Raw genomic sequence first — 16,833 nt, 5'->3', positions numbered from 1 at the left:
TCCTAAAATGAAAAATTACTCCTACATATCACGTGCTTTTGGACTTTTGATGTTCACGATGGTGATGCTGACTAGCGTTTTCGGCAAGCAGCTACCCCAACAAAAACATGATAAGCCCAATAAACCAAAGCAAGAGAAGTCTGACAAAAAGCAACAATCTGAAAACCAAACAGTTGTTAGCGAGTTGTCGTTGGAGGTGGTTGTACCCAGCCATGCGTTCGACTTCAACCACGACGCCCTCATTTTACCTACTCCGCAAGTTATTTATCTGAATATCGAAAAAAAGGCTAAAGTTTTCACCAAGCCTATTTTCATACTTTCTTATTTCGAGAATCTCTACGAGCATTTTATTGCTCCCAACGCCCCATAAACCTTTCGCTTCGAGAGAAAACGCTTTTTTCTTTCTTAATTTTTCTGTCAAAATCATGACTCACTCATGATTCCATGTATTATTTTCTATTAAATTTTATTATTACAAACATTTCCCTAAAATGAGAAACAAAGGTGGTGTAGTCGCTCTATTGGTGGCTTTTTTAGCAATTAGTATTTATTTCTTGGCCCGTACTTGGAAAGCCAACGATATTAGAAAAGACGCAGAAGCGTATGCAACAGATAAATCTGGCAAAGTAGATTATACAAAAAAACAACGCTACTTGGATTCACTTTGGAAACAACCTGTTTTCTTAGGAATGACTACTACCGAAGACCTAATGAAACAAGAATTAGGCTTAGGTCTTGACCTTCAAGGTGGTATGAGTGTAATTTTGGAGGTTTCTCCTACCGAAATCGTTCGTGCATTGGCTGGCTCACGTGACCCTAAAGTAGCTGCGGCTATCTCGAAAGCACAAGAAAGAGCAGCAACAAGCAGCACAAACTTTGTTGATTTGTTTGCTGAAGAGTTCAAAAAAGTTGCTCCAGATACAAAATTGGCGAGCATTTTCTCAAATAGCTCTAACCGTGGTGTATTGAGCTTAGAGTCTTCAGATAGTCAAGTTGTTAGCTACATCAAAAAAGAAGTTGATGGTGCTTTCGACCGTGCGTTCCGTATTATCCAAACTCGTGTTGATAAATTTGGTGTTGCTAACCCTAACTTACAACGTTTGTCGGGTACTAACCGTATCCAAGTTGAATTACCAGGTGTTGACAATCCACAACGTGTGCGTAAATTACTTTCTGGTGCTGCGAAATTGGAGTTCTGCGAAGTTTATACAATGCAAGAAATCGCTCCAGCATTTGATGGTTTGGCGGCTATTTTATTACAAATGGATGCTGAGGCTAAAGCAGCAGATAAGTCAAATTTAAGCAAAATTGCAGGAAAAAGTGATAATTCAGCAACTGCATCTAACGATACTTCAAAAAACAGCTTAGCAGCTAAATTGGCTGGTGGAAGCAAAACGGATACTTCAAAGAAAGATTCGGCAGCTTTGGCACAACGCCAAACAAACGCATTCAGTAACTTATTTATCGGAACTGGCTACGGTGTGGCTGTACGTGTAAAAGATACTTCACGTGTGAACCAAATCATGCGTCGCCCTGATGTTCAGACACTTTTCCCTGCCAATGCAAGTGCAGTATATGATGTTAAGCCTCGTGCAAACGGTACAAACGTTAACGAAGAAATCGTTGATATGTACTTTGTAAAAGACTTAGGTAAAGCTCCGTTGGAAGGTGATGTTGTAACTAACGCAACACAAGATTTTGACGAAAGAGGCAAGCCAGCAGTTGAAATGCAAATGAATGCAGAAGGTGCAAGAAAATGGAAAGCGTTGACAGGTGCAAATATCGGCCGTCCGATTGCTATCATTCTTGATAACTTCGTTTATTCTGCTCCAAACGTAAACGGTGAAATTGGTGGTGGACGCTCAAGCATCAGTGGTAACTTTACTGTTGAAGAAGCCCTTGACCTTGCCAACGTATTGAAAGCTGGTAAACTTCCTGCTCCAACAAACGTAATCTCTGAAGATATCGTAGGTGCAACTGTAGGTTCGGAAGCGGCTCGTGCGGGTATCCTTTCTTCTGTAATTGGTGTATTGTTTGTATTGGCTTTCGTAATGATTTACTACAACAAAGCTGGTTTAATTGCAAATGTAGCTCTTATCGTTAACTTATTCTTGTTGTTAGGTGTAATGGCATCATTTGGTGCAACACTTACATTGCCAGGTATCGCAGGTTTAGTATTATCGGTTGGTATGTCGGTCGATGCGAACGTTTTGATTTACGAGCGTATCAAAGAAGAATTATTGTTGGGTAAAACATTCCCAGTTGCGGTGCGTGATGGTTTCCAAAATGCGATGTCATCAATCATTGACTCAAACGTTACGACTTTAATCACAGGTGCGGTATTATTCATCTTTGGTTCGGGCTTGATTCTTGGTTTTGCAACTACGCTTTTGATTGGTATTTTTACTTCGTTATTCTCGGCGATTTTTGTTTCAAGATTATTCTTCGAATACTATATCAGCAAAGGAAAAACTGTTTCTTTCTTCACTAAATGGACAGAAAAATTATTCAAAGATTCAAACTTTGATTTTGTATCGAAACGTAAATTGTACTACACAATTTCAAGTGCGATTATCATTGCGGGTATCGTTTCTATCTTCTTCAAAGGATTTGGTTTGGGGGTTGACTTCTTAGGTGGTCGTACGTATGTAGCGAAATTCGAGAAGACTGTAAACACAGAAGAAATCGACAATGCTTTGAAAGCAACTTTTGAAGGACAAGCAACTGAGGTAAAAACTTTTGGAGGTTTCGACCAAGTAAAAATCACAACTCCTTACAAAATCGAAAACACAAATCCAGAAGTTGAAAAACAAATCGAAACGAGTGTTAATGCTGCTTTAGCTAACGTAAACGGCAATAAAGGTAAAGTAACAAGCTCATCGAAAGTTGGTCCAACGATTGCAAATGATGCCATTGGCGGTGCTTTCAAAGCGGTTTTACTCTCAATTGTATTAGTATTCGTTTATATCTATGTTCGTTTCCGTCGATTAGCGTTTGGTTATGGTGCATTGGTTGCCTTATTCCACGACGTGGCTATTATCCTCGGTATTTTCTCAATCTTCCGTGGATGGTTACCATTCTCACTTGATGTTGACCAAGCTTTTGTAGGTGCGGTACTGACAATCATGGGTTATTCAATGAACGATACGGTCGTTGTATTTGACCGTGTGCGTGAATACTTGACCGAAAAACGTGGCGTAAAAGAAGATATTCCAACGGTTATCAACAATGCCTTGAACAGCACATTGAGCCGTACGGCCGTGACTGGTTTCTCTACATTGGTAGTACTCTTAGTATTATTGATTTTCGGTGGTGAAACTATCCGTGGTTTCGTATTTGCGATGTTCGTAGGGGTAATCGTGGGTACTTACTCATCATTATTCGTAGCAACTCCAATCGTTGTTGATGGAATGCAACGTGATATGAAAAGAGAAGATGCGAAATTGGCAGCAGTTCCAGTTGTAGCAACGGAAGAAGTTAAGAAAGGTGGTAAAAAAGCCTAATATCTTTTTTTCATAGCGTAGGGTTTGCAAACCCTACGCTATGAAAAAACAAAAAAGCCTCTTACTTAATTGTGAGAGGCTTTTTTGTTTAAAACCAATGATTTTGCCGCCCGAGTTTTATGGCTTCAAATTTTGTATGAACTTGCAGTTTTTCGTAGATATGTTCGATGTGTTTTCTCACGGTTTTGGCACTTATAAACAACTTATCGCCAATTTGTTGATAAGTAATACCTTCTGCAATTTTCTCTAAGATTTCAAACTCTCGTTTTGATAAATTAAACGATTCGGGAGAAGCAACCGAATCAAGGTTTTGGATAGTTTTTTCGCCAACCACTACTTGCTGACGTAGTATCTGGAGAGTTTTTAGGGCAATTGTGGGCGACATTGGAGCTCCACCCTCAACTGCTTCTTCGATGGCCGCTATAATTCTTGACGGTTTTTCATCTTTCATCAAATAGCCTGATGCTCCTGCTTTAATGGCTTCAAAAATTTTATCATCACGGTCAAAAACCGTCACCATGATTATTTTTATGTTCGGAAACTTCGCTTTTATGAGCCGAGTGGCTTCAATGCCGTCCATATCTGGCATTTCTATATCCATCAAAATCACTTCGGGTTGTTCGGTTTCGGTAAGCGAAACGGCGTCACGCCCATTCATAGCCTTAAAGACGAGCGTAACTTCTTCAAAATTTGAAAGATTCTGAGAAATACTTCGCAATAAATTGATGTTATCGTCTATGATGGCTATTCTGATTGGCATTTATTCTAATTTAGTGGTGTTTTGATTTTACAAAACTCAACAATCAATGAACAAAATTCAATACGTCATTTATCGTATTTAGAGAATCACTTCGATTTTTGTTCCTTCCCCAATTTTTGATTTTATAGTTAATTCTCCACCAATCTCATTCACTCTTTTTTGCATATTTAGCAAACCATAATGCGGGTCTTCTTTAGTTTTTTCTACATCAAAGCCCTTTCCGTTATCAACGATTTCTAAGCAAATTTGCTCTTTGAATATCTCTAAGTTTACCGAGATTAGTGTCGAGTTGGCATATTTTACGGCATTATTGAGGGCTTCTTGAATGATTCGAAAAAGGTTAAGCGTTTTTGTAGAATTCAGTGTTTTTTCGGTTTCATCGAAACTTACTATGATTTGACAAGTTTCAGACTGATAATATTTATGAATATATTGCTGCACTCTCGCCCGAAACTCAGCCAATGAAAAAGTTTCTTGATTAGTTGCCCAAATAGTATCTCTCAAACTTTGAATCGCTTCACGCACAAACTCATTGACGCTTTCTACTTTTTCGGAAGTTAGTTTTTGTTTTTCGGCTAAAAAACCGATGTTATCTAAACTTGATGAAATGACCGAGAGCTGAGAACCCACGTTATCGTGTAGGTCACGGGAAATATTAGCTCTTTCTTGAAGCAATTTTAGTTGGCCTTCATAAACGAGTTTTTGTTGGTATTCTTTTTCGTCTCGAAGTTTTTTATAGCGTATTCCCAAACCTATCGACAGAACCACGATTTCAAAAAGGTAAAATAACATGATTCCTTCGGTTTCGAGAAGCCAGTGATTGGGGAAAAGTCCGTAGTTGCGAGGAATCGAAAAAGTTGACAAAACAACCAATGGTGTAATACCAATGAGATAGATTTGGCTTCCTAAAACTTCTATTTTTTTGTATAAATTATAAAAAACTAAGAAAAAACTAAAAATAATTGGCAACAAAAAAGCAATCGGAAATAACACTCTTGCTGATGTTGGGATGAAAATATTATGTTCACCAGCGTATTTTTCATACCATAGCATGGGTATCGCAATGAGATTCAGAAAAATGCAAAACCTAAAACCAACAAGTATCAAGGGTGGGAATTTGTAATTGCCGTATAGGTAAGACCTAATAAAAAACAAAATAAAAAGCACTTGTAGGTTCAGAAATAACTGCCTAACGTTTTTACCGTAGATACCCCAAAAACCATTTTGATAATACTCCAAAAACAAGCCTTTGTTTAAAAAGATATAAAGCAACGACATCAGTACATAGAGGGAATAAAAAAGATATGTTTTTTGATGTAAAGCAGCGAAAAGTATTAAACCAAGTAATGTTGCAAAAGCTAAGATTCCTCCAAAACCACCCCAAAAGAACTTACGTTTAATTTCGTTTTCATAAAAATCTGCTTCGTTCCAAACTTTTATCGGAGCAATCATTGAAAGGGAATGTCGATAAATACGTAAATAGACTATTTGAGTACTTTTGGCTTCAATACTGATAGGAAAAACAGGATTATAGTGTTTGAAGATACGTTTATGATAAGGAAATGCCCAGCCAAGGGTATCTGATTCGTAGATTATTTGGTCATTTTTAAGCAAAAAAAGATTTACTTCATCTAAATACGCATAGTCAACTTCGAGTAGTTTCTTTTGGGCAACCGAATCTTCATTTTTTATAGCAACCTTAAACCAAAAAGGCACATTATCGTGCCCGAAACTATGCTCAACTTTTGGAAGAAAACTAAAATCTTTGTTTTTCTTTAAGAGGCTATCAATCGTAAAGTTTGAACGAGCATCTTTTAGATACCAAACTGAGTTTTTTTGCTCTTTTTGGGCTGAAACGAATTGGCAACCGAGTAAATATAAAATACAGAGTACAACAGTTATTTTCATGGAAAAGGACAAAATACGTTATTTGTCGTATTGAAGTCGAATGGTGAATTTATGAATTTTGTTGCATTAATCAAAATTCGTAAAACCATGAAAAAACAAATTACCCTTTATGTAACTTTCTCGATACTGCTTTTTGCTGCTGCTTGTAAGAAAGCCACAGAACCTACTCCTCCAACCCGTACTGAAATGCTTACAAGTAGTCCTTGGAAATGGGTGGCTGGGACGGTTACTCCTGCTTATGATATTTTTGGCGATGGAAAACCAATCAACGGTGATTATTTTACTAAAGCCCCCAAATGCTGGCAAGATGATATTTATACGTTTACTTCTGCCAATAAATTTACTCACGATGAGGGTGCCTCTAAATGCGACCCATCCGACCCGCAAATATACTCGCAAGGCACTTGGGCATTTGAAACAAGTGAGAGTGTAATTAGAATTAAGACAAGTTCTAATTCAAGCGATGATTCGATTTGGCAAATAAATGAGCTGACTTCTACCTCGCTAAAAGTTATTGAAACTTATGTAGAAAATGGCAAAACTTACACATTTGGTTATAATTTTAGTCGTTAATGAAATAAAACCAGCAATGTCAATATTAAATGACATTGCTGGTTTTGCTTAAAATTCCATAAAACTCTCGTTCAAAACCTGTGTCAAAACCTCCAGCATGTAATCGGCATTGGCTTTTGAAAAACACATGGGTGGCTTAATTTTAAGTACATTGTGCTGCGGGCCATCTACACTCATCAGAATCTTAAAATCTTTCATGCGGTTGGCCAAATAATTGGTTTCATCGGGTAATGGCGTTTTGTTTTCATCCACCAATTCTATTCCCAAAAACAAACCTTCGCCTCTCACATCTGCTATAATCGGATAGCTTTGTTGTAGGTTTTTAAGCTGCTTTTTTAGGTATTCGCCAACTTCTAAGGCATTTTCTTGGAGTTTGTCTTCTTTGATTACCTGCAAAACTTGTCGCCCGATAGCACACGAAACAGGATTTCCGCCAAAAGTATTGAAATATTCCATGCCATTGGCAAAAGCATCGGCCACCGCTCTTGTGCAGACAACAGCCGCCAGTGGGTGTCCGTTGCCGATTGGTTTTCCCATCGTAACGATGTCAGGCACTACACCTTGCAACTGAAAGCCCCAAAAGGCTTTGCCAACTCGCCCAAAACCAACTTGAACCTCATCGGCAATACAAACGCCGCCCGCCTCACGTACGTAGCGGTAAGCCTCTTTTAGATAGCCTTCGGGCAAATCAATTTGACCACCACAACTCACGATGCTCTCGGCAATAAAAGCCGCTACATTTCTATTTTTTGATTGTACTTTCAGAATCGCCTCTTCGACGTGTTTGGTGTATTTTTCTCCCGTGTTTTCGCCTTGATAGATTCCTCGGAAAGCATCGGGCAGCGGTACGATATGCGTATTTTCGGGGCAACCTTTACCGCCTTTTCCATCAAATTTATACGAACTGATGTCTATGCACCCCTGCGTGTTTCCGTGATAGCCAATTTCTAAGGCAATTATGTCTTTTTCGCCAGTCATGGCTTTGGCCATACGGAGAGCCAGTTCGTTGGCTTCGCTACCCGAATTTACAAAATGCAGCACCGATAATTCTTCGGGAAAAGTAGCGAGTAATTCTTCGGCAAACGCCAGTATTTCATCATTTAGATAACGAGTATTGGTATTCAAAACCGCCATTTGTTGCTGCCCAGCCTCTACAACTTTTGGATGTTCGTGACCCGCATGAGCTACGTTATTGACAGTATCGAGGTATTTTTGTCCAAATTCATCAATTAAATATTGCATTTCGCCTCTGACAATTTTCAGCGGTTTGTCATAAGATAAACTCAGACTTTTACCCAAATGCTGTTTTCGATAATTGATTTGGTCGAGCTGGTCGATGCGTTTTTTTGAATTAAGTAATGGCGTTTTGAAAAGAAGATTCGGGTCAGGACAAATACTCGAAAAAATCGGCCAATTACTCGGACTCGAAACGCCAATAAAGTCATTTTCATGCCCCAACATATCTAAAATTATCTGAAAATGTAAATGCGGTGACCACGCTCCATTCTCGGCTTCAACGCCAATTTGGGCTATTTTTTCGCCTTTTTTGATGGCTTTTCCTATAAATTTATCAGCTAAACTTTCTTTTGTCAGATGCCCATAAAGCGTATAAAACACCAAATCGTTGAGTTGATGTCTCAGAATAAGTGTTGGGCCGTAATCTTTTGGGTGGTCATTATTGTGGCAGCTAAAAACTTCACCATCTTCCAAAGCATGTACGGCCGTATGAGCTAACGTCCAAAAATCAACACCGATATGAATCGTGCGATGCTCGTAGCCTTCGTTGGTTTTTATCTTGAAAGCATCGGTTGTGTAAATCGGCCGTGCTTCGCCATAACCGCCCACCAAAAGCACGTTTTCTTCCCTCACTTTTCGACTGATTTTATCATCGAGTGCCACCGAATTGATGTAATTACTGAAGTTGCCAATAAAGGTCGAAGCTATGGATAAATCAAGCGGGGTGATGATTTTGTTTTTGCTTTCGGGAATCAAATCTTCAATTGTCCAATTGGAGTTTTGAGCATAATTAACAAACGTTTCGTAGGTGCTGCAAGGAGTCATTCCACAAGCACTTCTGAAAGTGTAATAGGCGTAACTTTCCGAAATATTTTTCCACTGCTCTAAAAGCCGCCAAGCAGATTTTTCGCTGATGAGCAAATAGTCATTTTCGGGTTCTTTCTTTTTATTAATGGCCGATTTCGTGACACTAATCACCAACCGCATGGCAGTTGTGGTGTAAAGCACCTGCAATTCTTCGTCTAAAAGCGGGAATTGCTGATGATAACCCGAGATGATTGCTTTTGCGGCTTCCAGAGGTTGCTCAAAATCCATGATTCCGTAAGCCAAAACGACCGATAAATCATTGATAATCTGCGAATAAACGCTATCACCGTAGTCGATAATAGCCTCAACGCTTGGATTTTGTAATTGATGCGAAACGATGATGTTATTATCATTGGCATCGTTATGAATCGTACTTTTTCTGAGTTTTTGATACTGTGGCTGAATAGCTTTGAATTTCTCAATGAAAAAACTGATGATTTCGAGTTCTTTTTCTGAAAATAGCCCAACATATTGTTCTACCCAGAGAGCATCAGCCAAATTCCAGTCGAAAGTTCGATGTGCCAACGCATGATTAAAGTCTAAAAGTGCGTTGGTTATTTGTCCGCATTTTTGGCCAAGCGAAAACCTCAGACTTTCACTTTTTGGGTTTACAGCCGAATATAAATGTCCATCAATCCATTCCAAAAGTCGTACTTTTCTGTTATTCCCGTGAGCATCAATATAGTCGAAAATGCCTTGATTATCAGTATTTCTAAAAGATTTTGGATACTTAAAATTGGGTGATTTTTTTTCGAGGTGTTTCAGTAATTCGTCTTGAAAAGTCAGGTATTCGAGAGCCGCATCGGGGCGACTTACTTTTAGAATATACGATTTCTCCGAACTGGTGATTTTAAAATTAAAGTCAATTTCACCCGCCAAAGGGCTTACAATTCCTTTAATATTGAAAAACTCAAAAGCAATTTGTTCGGCAAGTGAGGTTGATATTTGTAGTTGTTGATAAGTTGATTCGGTCATTGGATAGATTAGAGTTTTAACCGCACAAATTAAATGGTTTAGATTTAAAACTCGAAGATTTTGAGCAAAGAATCAGAAACTTAGCGTAAGCTGACGCCCAATCATTTCATCAGCAAATTCAAGATTTGAGAAAGATACGCCCATCAAACGCACACCCTTGGGCATCGGAAGTAGATTATTGAGCATTTCGTAAGCGATTTTCGCCAAAAAATCTTTTTCAAAAACCGCAATTTGCGTAGTGCGACTGCGAGTAATGCTCTCAAAATCGGCAAATTTTATTTTTAGGGTAATACTTTTTCCGAAAGCATTGGCTCGCTGCATTCTTCGCCAAAGTTGTTTGATAATATCATCGAGTTCGAGGTAAAGGTCATCGGGTTCGGTCAAATCTCGGTCGAAAGTGTTTTCTACTCCTACCGATTTTCTGATACTATCGGGGTTTACCGCTCGATTATCAACTCCACGAGCAATATCAAAATAATACCGCCCAACTTTTCCGAAATTATTGACCAAAAACTCTAAACTTTTTGTTCGTAAATCTTTTCCAGTGAAAATGCCCATTTTGTGCATTTTTTCGGCCGTAACTCTACCAATTCCATGAAATTTACTAATTTCAAGCGTTTCTACAAAAGCCTCGGCTTGCGAAGGTTTTATTACAAAAAGTCCATCTGGTTTGCGGTAATCGGAGGCGATTTTTGCCAAAAATTTATTAACCGAAACTCCCGCCGAAGCCGTAAGGGTGGTTTTTTCTTTGATTCTGACTTTTATTTCTTGGGCAATTTCGGTGGCGGTCGAAATTCCCTTCAAATTTTCGGTTACATCCAAATAAGCCTCATCGAGCGAAAGCGGCTCAACCAAAGGCGTGTATTCCAGAAAAATCTCACGGATTTCTCTCGAAACTTGTTTATAAACTTCAAAACGAGGTTTTACGAAAATCAGATTCGGGCATTTTTGCTTCGCAATCCGTGAAGACATGGCCGAACGAACACCAAACTTTCTGGCTTCGTAGCTGGCCGCCGCTACCACACCACGCTCACTACTTCCACCTACGGCCACGGGTTTTCCACGCAATTCTACAAAATCACGCTGCTCAACTGACGCAAAAAATGCGTCCATATCAATATGTATGATTTTTCGCTGCAAGGGCTGGCTTCAATTATTTATTTTTCAATACAACTTTTAGAACATAAATTTCATTAATAATAAACAAAGTATCTTTCTAAGGAAGGCTTCGCTTAAAGCGAAGCCTTCCTTCCACCATAAAACCAATTTTAAAAATGAAAACGTTCAGCATAAATAAAAGCATTTTTGCTTTCGGAATTATCGCCTTGATTTTGACTGGCTGTGCTTCGTCAAAAGATTTCGTTGCCGAAAACTTCTCTACCATCAAAAATACGCATAAAAAAGTCGCCATTTTACCTTTTGGGGTTCAGTTTCAGAATCCACTTGATTATTCAAAAGAGAAAAAAGGAATTCCAGTTCAACAAGTAAGACGCCCTTTCAGCAAACAAGAGCGAGAAGCAAGTCTTGATGCACAAAAAGAGTTTTTTATGAATGTTGCGAAACAAGTAGAAAAAGGTCGATACGAAATTGCGTTCCAAGACTTTACTCGCACCAACAAAGTTTTAGCAGAAAACGGTATTCGCTTAGAAGATGTAAAGTTTCAGAATAAAGCTGATTTGGCGAAACTTTTAGATGTTGATGCCGTTATTTTTGGCGAATTGGTTGTTAAAATCAGTCGCCCAACTGACCGATCGATGTCTATTTCGCCCGTAATGATGAACAATACAAGGTTCAACGATGGTGTAGAAACTGATGTAAAGCTTTTTGATGCCGCAAGTGGCGAATTAGTTTGGTCAACGGCTCTTTCTAACCAACCCAATAACAGAATGGATACGCCACACCAGCTTTCTACGAGTTTACTCAATCAAGTAGCTAAAAATTTACCTTATCGAACCAAATAAATTGTAGATATTCATATTTCCATAGCGTCGGGTTTGCAAACCCGACGCTAATGTAGGTTTAACCTTGCCAACATACACCAACGTTAAAATTATATCATCCCTTCGGGATTAATAATGTCGACTACTTATTTTTTTTATAATCATTTCATCCTTTTAGGATTTATAAATGGTTAAGAGCATTATTTATCAAAGAAAACTGCTAACTAAAGACTGTCGACTAAAAATATATTTGTGCGTTTTTGCGTAAAATTTCATAATTTCGCAGCAAAATTAAGACATACAAAATATTAGAATTTTCATAAATAATGGGAAGAGCGTTTGAATTTAGAAAAGCCCGCAAGATGAAACGTTGGGGGCAGATGGCAAAAACTTTTACAAGAATTGGTAAAGATATTGCGATTGCAGTAAAATCAGCAGGGCCAGACCCAAACAGTAACTCTCGTTTGCGTGCGATTATTCAAAATGCCAAGGCAGCCAACATGCCAAAAGCAAACGTTGAAAATGCCATCAAACGTGCTTCTTCAAAAGACCAAGAAGATTATAAAGAAATGGTGTATGAAGGCTACGGCCAACACGGTGTAGCAATTTTGGTAGAGTGTACGACCGATAATACTAACCGCTCCATTGCCAATATTCGTAGTTATTTTACAAAATGTGGTGGCAGTATCGGAACTTCTGGAATGTTGGATTTTATCTTCGACCGTAAATCGGTTTTCAAAATTGCGAATGATGGAAAAACTGACATTGAAGAATTAGAATTTGAACTCATTGATTTTGGTGCGGAAGAGGTATTTTTAGATGAAGAAGCCAACCAAATCAATATTTATGGCGAATTTACGGCCTTTGGTGCTTTGCAAAAACACCTCGAAGAAAAAGGCTACGAATTGCTACATGCCGATTTCGAGCGAGTTCCGACCGATACCAAAGTGCTTACAGAAGAGCAAGCAGCCGATATTGAGAAACTTATCGAGAAACTCGAAGACGACGACGACGTACAAAACATCTATCATAACATGGTTGTGGGTGAATAGTACATTGCATAAAAATCTATCAAATAGCCTCTTTTACGGAGGCTATTTTTTTATAATTCCATGAAAAACGCTCTATTTCTACTCTTTCTGATAAACTTTACGGCTTTTTCTCAACAACCTTCGCCCGATTCTCTCCGAAAAGATATTGAGCGAAGCCTACATTATTTAGCTCAAAACCAAACCACTCAAACCATCGAAGGCCAACAGTATGCAGGCGAATGGATAGCCTACATGCAAATGAAAGGCTTCTTTTTCCTGCTCGGAACAAAAAACCGTTACCGAGATTCTAACTGCTTCACGATGGCGGGCATCCATAATATTTTGGCCGAAATGTACTTGGGAGATACTACCCAAAAGCATATTTTGCCAATGTTACAGAAGGTGTATCCAGAAATTTTGAGTTACGGTACTCCTACCCCACTTGGTTATGAATTCAACTTTTGGAAGAAATTACCACCTCGCCGAGATTTGCGTTGGGGAAAAGAGCCAAATCCTGTGCCTTTAGTAAGACGACCAACTACTTTTTTACTCGAAGAACGCTTTATCAACAATGCCGCCAACGTAGCCAACGATGCCGATGATACAGCCCTCGGAAATTTGGCGATTTGGTATCATCAAAAGATTTTTGGAAAAATAGATTCAATTTCACCACTTAAATACAGCGTTTTCGACCAATTTCTTGATAAAAATCGTCAGAACCGACATTGGTATAATTATATGTATCATGGCTACAAGAAATCGGGAGCTTATATGACTTGGCTCGCACAAGAATCTACTTTCGAAAATTGGCGTTTCCACAAAACCGTGATGCACAATTTAGTGTTTTTTCTGCCTTTTAGTGTGTGTTATCCGCACCCGTATGTGCCATATATTCCGTGGGGAACAAATGATGTGGATGTGGTGGTAAACGCCAATGTGCTTACTTATTTAACAAAAAAAGGCTCACTCGATACGAGTAAAGGCAGTAAAGCCGCTCACCAACTTATCGAAAAACACACCAAGCGTGGCCGTTGGAATAGAATGGGCATTTATTACCCAAATCGTTATCATTTTCATTTTGCGGTCGGGCGAGCCTTAGCGGCGGGCGATACTGCCCTAAAAAACTCTGCAAAATTGCTGCTGGCTCACCTACAAAAAAGTCAAAAGCCCGACGGAAGTTATGAAAGCTGGAAGCACGTAAATAAGCGAGATATCTTACAATCAACCACTTATGCCTTACTGGCAATGCTTTATCTGAAAGAGTCTGGTTTGGATATTCCGCAAGAATCAATCAATCGAGCCATTGCATTTATTGATTCAAAGAAGAAAATCGAACAAAACCAAGCCTATTGGACAGGCGGTGTATTTTTTTCGGGCGGAACGGTTGTTCGGAATATTCTCTATTTTACTTCTGACGCTTATACAACTGCTTTGGTAGCAATGGCTTATCAGAAATATCATAAATTGTATTTCTCCCCAAATTAAGATAAATTCGGGCATTATATTCATCTTCATTCTTTACCCATGAAAAAAATCCTATTTGCTTTCATCATTTTATCATCGAGCATTTTTCCGAGCAAAGCCCAAACTATTACGTCTGCCGAAATTGATGCCTTGGTTGAGCGAACACTAAAAACCTTTGATGTGCCAGGTATTGCTGTGGCGGTTATCAAAGACGACAAAGTAATTCATGCCAAAGGTTATGGCGTTCGTTCGCTAAAAACTCAGCAAAAAGTTGATGAAAACACGCTTTTTGGCGTAGCTTCCAACAGCAAAGCCTATACCGCCGCTGCTCTGGGAATGTTGGTTGATGAGAAAAAGATTAAGTGGGACACAAAGGTGACCGACATCATTCCTGAGTTTAAATTATACAATCCTTACGTAACCGAAGAGTTTACTATCAGAGATTTGCTTTGTCACCGCAGCGGAATGGGCTTAGGTGCGGGCGATTTGATGATGTGGCCTGATTCGAGCGATTTTACTAAAACAGATATTATTCACAATCTTCGTTATTTAAAACCAGTATCGAGCTTTCGTTCAAAATACGATTATGACAATAATCTTTACATCGTAGCGGGCGAAGTGGTGGCTCGTGTGTCGGGAACTTCGTGGGAAGATTTTGTTGAAAAACGCATCATGCAACCGCTCGGCATGACAAAAACTGCGGCTTCGTTGAGCCGATTAAAAGATAAATCAAATGTGATTGACCCACATGCCCCAGTCAACGGAAAAGTACAAGCCATTGGCATTGATTGGAGCGAAACTGCCAATGCCGCAGGTGGAATTTATAGTAGCGTTTCGGACATGAGTAAGTGGGTTATTGCCCAAATCAACGGCGGAAAATACGGCGATGGCTCAAAAAGACTTTTCAGCCAAGAAGTTCACGAAGAAATGTGGACACCGCAGACGATTATTCCAGTTCGTGGGCCAACGGCTTATAATACACACTTTTCATCTTATGGTTTAGGTTGGTTTTTGAGCGATGTGAAAGGTTATAAACAAGCTACTCACACGGGCGGTTTGGCAGGAATCGTGACGCAAGTAACGATTTTGCCCGAAATGAAACTCGGAATCATTGTTTTCACCAACCAACAAGTCGGTGCAGCTTTTACGGCCATTACGAATACGATTAAAGATAGCTATTTGGGAATGCCAAAAGTTGACCGTGTGGCCGAATATCACGCTCGTGTAGTGGCAGGCAATGAAAACGCTAAGAAAATAACGGGTGAAATTTGGACAGCCATTGATACTCAACAAAAAAACAATACAAAAATCGACCTAAATCAGTTTGCCGGCACATTCCGTGATGCATGGTTTGGCGATGTGGTAATTTCGCTGAAAAACGGAAAATTGATGTTTGCATCAAAGCGTTCGCCCAGACTTTCGGGCGAAATGCTTTATTATAAAGGCAATACGTTTGTAGCGAAATGGAACGATAGAAGCCTCGACGCTGATGCTTTCGTAAAATTCAACTTAGACACCGAAGGTAAAGCAGCAGGAATGACCATGGAAGCGATTTCGCCATTGACCGATTTTAGCTTCGATTTTCAAGATTTAGAGTTTCATGTAGTCAAATAAATTTCATAAAAACAGCAATAATTCAACCTCAAAAATCCATTTTAAAACAAATGAATCTTAATTTAAGCGACAAAGTAATTATCGTAACTGGCGGGGCAAAGGGCATCGGAGAAGGCATCGTGAGAGTGTTGGCAAATGAAGGAGCAATTCCTGTAATCATTGGCCGTAACGAAGCCGATAATTTAAAATTGGTTAACGAAATAATTGCTTTAGGTCAAAAATGCGAGCAAGTTGTGGCCGAACTTTCGCAACCAAGTGAATGTGAAAAAGCTATTGCCGAAATCAATCAAAAATTTGGCAGAATTGATGGAGTTGTCAATAATGCAGGCGTAAATGATGGTGTTGGACTCGAAAGTGGTAATTATGAGCGGTTTATAGAGTCTTTGCACAAAAACTTGGTGCATTATTATCTGATTGTTCAGCACGCTTTGCCAGCTTTGAAAGCATCAAAAGGTTCGATTGTAAATATTGGTTCAAAAACTGCCGAAACGGGACAAGGTGGCACATCGGCCTACGCAGCAGCCAACGGTGGTAGAAATGCTCTCACTCGTGAATGGGCCGTTGAATTATTGAAATACGGCATCAGAGTAAATTCTTTGATTGTTGCTGAATGTTATACGCCTCTTTACGAAAAGTGGGTACAAACATTGCCAAATCCAGCAGAAACTTTGGAAAAAATCAATTCAAAAATTCCGTTGGGAAATAGAATGACAACCGCCGAAGAAATCGCCAACATGGTAGTTTTCTTACTTTCTGACAAATCAAGCCACACAACTGGGCAACTGATTCACGTCGATGGTGGTTATGTGCATTTAGATAGAGCTTTGTTGTAAAATTTTCTATATAAACTCCCTTTTTAACGTCGGCATGGCTCGAAGCCATGCCGACGTTCGCTTATTTAAAGTATATAAACTAAAAGGCTCAGCAGAAAATCTACCGAGCCTTTTAAACTGTCGTCAGTT

At 39.2% G+C, this 16,833-nt stretch carries 12 protein-coding genes; 8 read left to right on the top strand and 4 right to left on the bottom strand.

The features are described 5' to 3' along the window. The first annotated feature begins 7 nt into the window (after positions 1 to 7). Positions 8 to 370, top strand: coding sequence for a hypothetical protein (locus tag IEX65_RS16965; RefSeq protein ID WP_188767559.1), 363 nt, complete (start codon positions 8 to 10; stop codon positions 368 to 370). A 121-nt stretch (positions 371 to 491) separates the two neighbouring features. Beyond that, entirely contained in the window at positions 492 to 3,503 is a 3,012-nt protein-coding gene (gene secDF, locus IEX65_RS16960) for a protein translocase subunit SecDF (RefSeq protein WP_188767557.1), read from the top strand. A gap of 88 nt (positions 3,504 to 3,591) precedes the next feature. Here the strand turns inward: secDF and IEX65_RS16955 are convergent, their stop codons facing one another. Further along, the gene (locus IEX65_RS16955; RefSeq protein ID WP_188767555.1) at positions 3,592 to 4,263 is read right to left on the bottom strand and encodes a response regulator; all 672 of its coding nucleotides are present in this window, start codon (positions 4,261 to 4,263) and stop codon (positions 3,592 to 3,594) included. A 78-nt stretch (positions 4,264 to 4,341) separates the two neighbouring features. Further along, on the bottom strand, positions 4,342 to 6,171 hold the full coding sequence (locus IEX65_RS16950; RefSeq protein ID WP_188767553.1) for a sensor histidine kinase: 1,830 nt from the start codon (positions 6,169 to 6,171) through the stop codon (positions 4,342 to 4,344). Positions 6,172 to 6,258: 87 nt separating this feature from the next. On the opposite strand from IEX65_RS16950, the gene IEX65_RS16945 reads away from it, so the two are divergent. Continuing rightward, the gene (locus IEX65_RS16945; protein WP_188767552.1) at positions 6,259 to 6,744 is read left to right on the top strand and encodes a hypothetical protein; all 486 of its coding nucleotides are present in this window, start codon (positions 6,259 to 6,261) and stop codon (positions 6,742 to 6,744) included. A 48-nt stretch (positions 6,745 to 6,792) separates the two neighbouring features. Here IEX65_RS16945 and IEX65_RS16940 read toward each other — a convergent pair whose 3' ends face one another. Both IEX65_RS16940 and dinB read right to left on the bottom strand, forming a co-directional pair. Continuing rightward, the gene (locus tag IEX65_RS16940; RefSeq protein ID WP_188767551.1) at positions 6,793 to 9,822 is read right to left on the bottom strand and encodes an aminotransferase class III-fold pyridoxal phosphate-dependent enzyme; all 3,030 of its coding nucleotides are present in this window, start codon (positions 9,820 to 9,822) and stop codon (positions 6,793 to 6,795) included. Between the two features lie 72 nt (positions 9,823 to 9,894). After that, the gene (dinB, locus tag IEX65_RS16935; protein WP_229250731.1) at positions 9,895 to 10,935 is read right to left on the bottom strand and encodes a DNA polymerase IV; all 1,041 of its coding nucleotides are present in this window, start codon (positions 10,933 to 10,935) and stop codon (positions 9,895 to 9,897) included. 161 nt (positions 10,936 to 11,096) lie between these two features. Here dinB and IEX65_RS16930 point away from each other — a divergent pair, with 161 nt between their 5' ends. The 5 genes from IEX65_RS16930 to IEX65_RS16910 all read left to right on the top strand — a co-directional run bounded on the left by IEX65_RS16930 (position 11,097) and on the right by IEX65_RS16910 (position 16,704). Continuing rightward, complete coding sequence (locus IEX65_RS16930; protein WP_188767546.1) at positions 11,097 to 11,783, top strand: hypothetical protein; 687 nt, start codon at positions 11,097 to 11,099, stop codon at positions 11,781 to 11,783. 305 nt (positions 11,784 to 12,088) lie between these two features. Continuing rightward, positions 12,089 to 12,814, top strand: a complete 726-nt coding sequence (locus tag IEX65_RS16925) for a YebC/PmpR family DNA-binding transcriptional regulator (RefSeq protein ID WP_188767544.1) — start codon at positions 12,089 to 12,091, stop codon at positions 12,812 to 12,814. Positions 12,815 to 12,874: 60 nt separating this feature from the next. Then, on the top strand, positions 12,875 to 14,278 hold the full coding sequence (locus IEX65_RS16920) for a prenyltransferase/squalene oxidase repeat-containing protein (RefSeq protein WP_188767542.1): 1,404 nt from the start codon (positions 12,875 to 12,877) through the stop codon (positions 14,276 to 14,278). Positions 14,279 to 14,317: 39 nt separating this feature from the next. Continuing rightward, complete coding sequence (locus IEX65_RS16915; protein WP_188767540.1) at positions 14,318 to 15,871, top strand: serine hydrolase; 1,554 nt, start codon at positions 14,318 to 14,320, stop codon at positions 15,869 to 15,871. A 50-nt stretch (positions 15,872 to 15,921) separates the two neighbouring features. Then, entirely contained in the window at positions 15,922 to 16,704 is a 783-nt protein-coding gene (locus IEX65_RS16910; protein ID WP_188767538.1) for an L-fucose dehydrogenase, read from the top strand. The last annotated feature ends 129 nt before the right edge of the window (positions 16,705 to 16,833 follow it).

The sequence above is a fragment of the Emticicia aquatilis genome, from assembly GCF_014644295.1.
Taxonomy (GTDB): Bacteria; Bacteroidota; Bacteroidia; order Cytophagales; family Spirosomataceae; genus Emticicia; species Emticicia aquatilis.
Note: the sequence above shows the minus strand (reverse complement) of the source record. Positions and strands in the feature narration are given on the sequence as shown.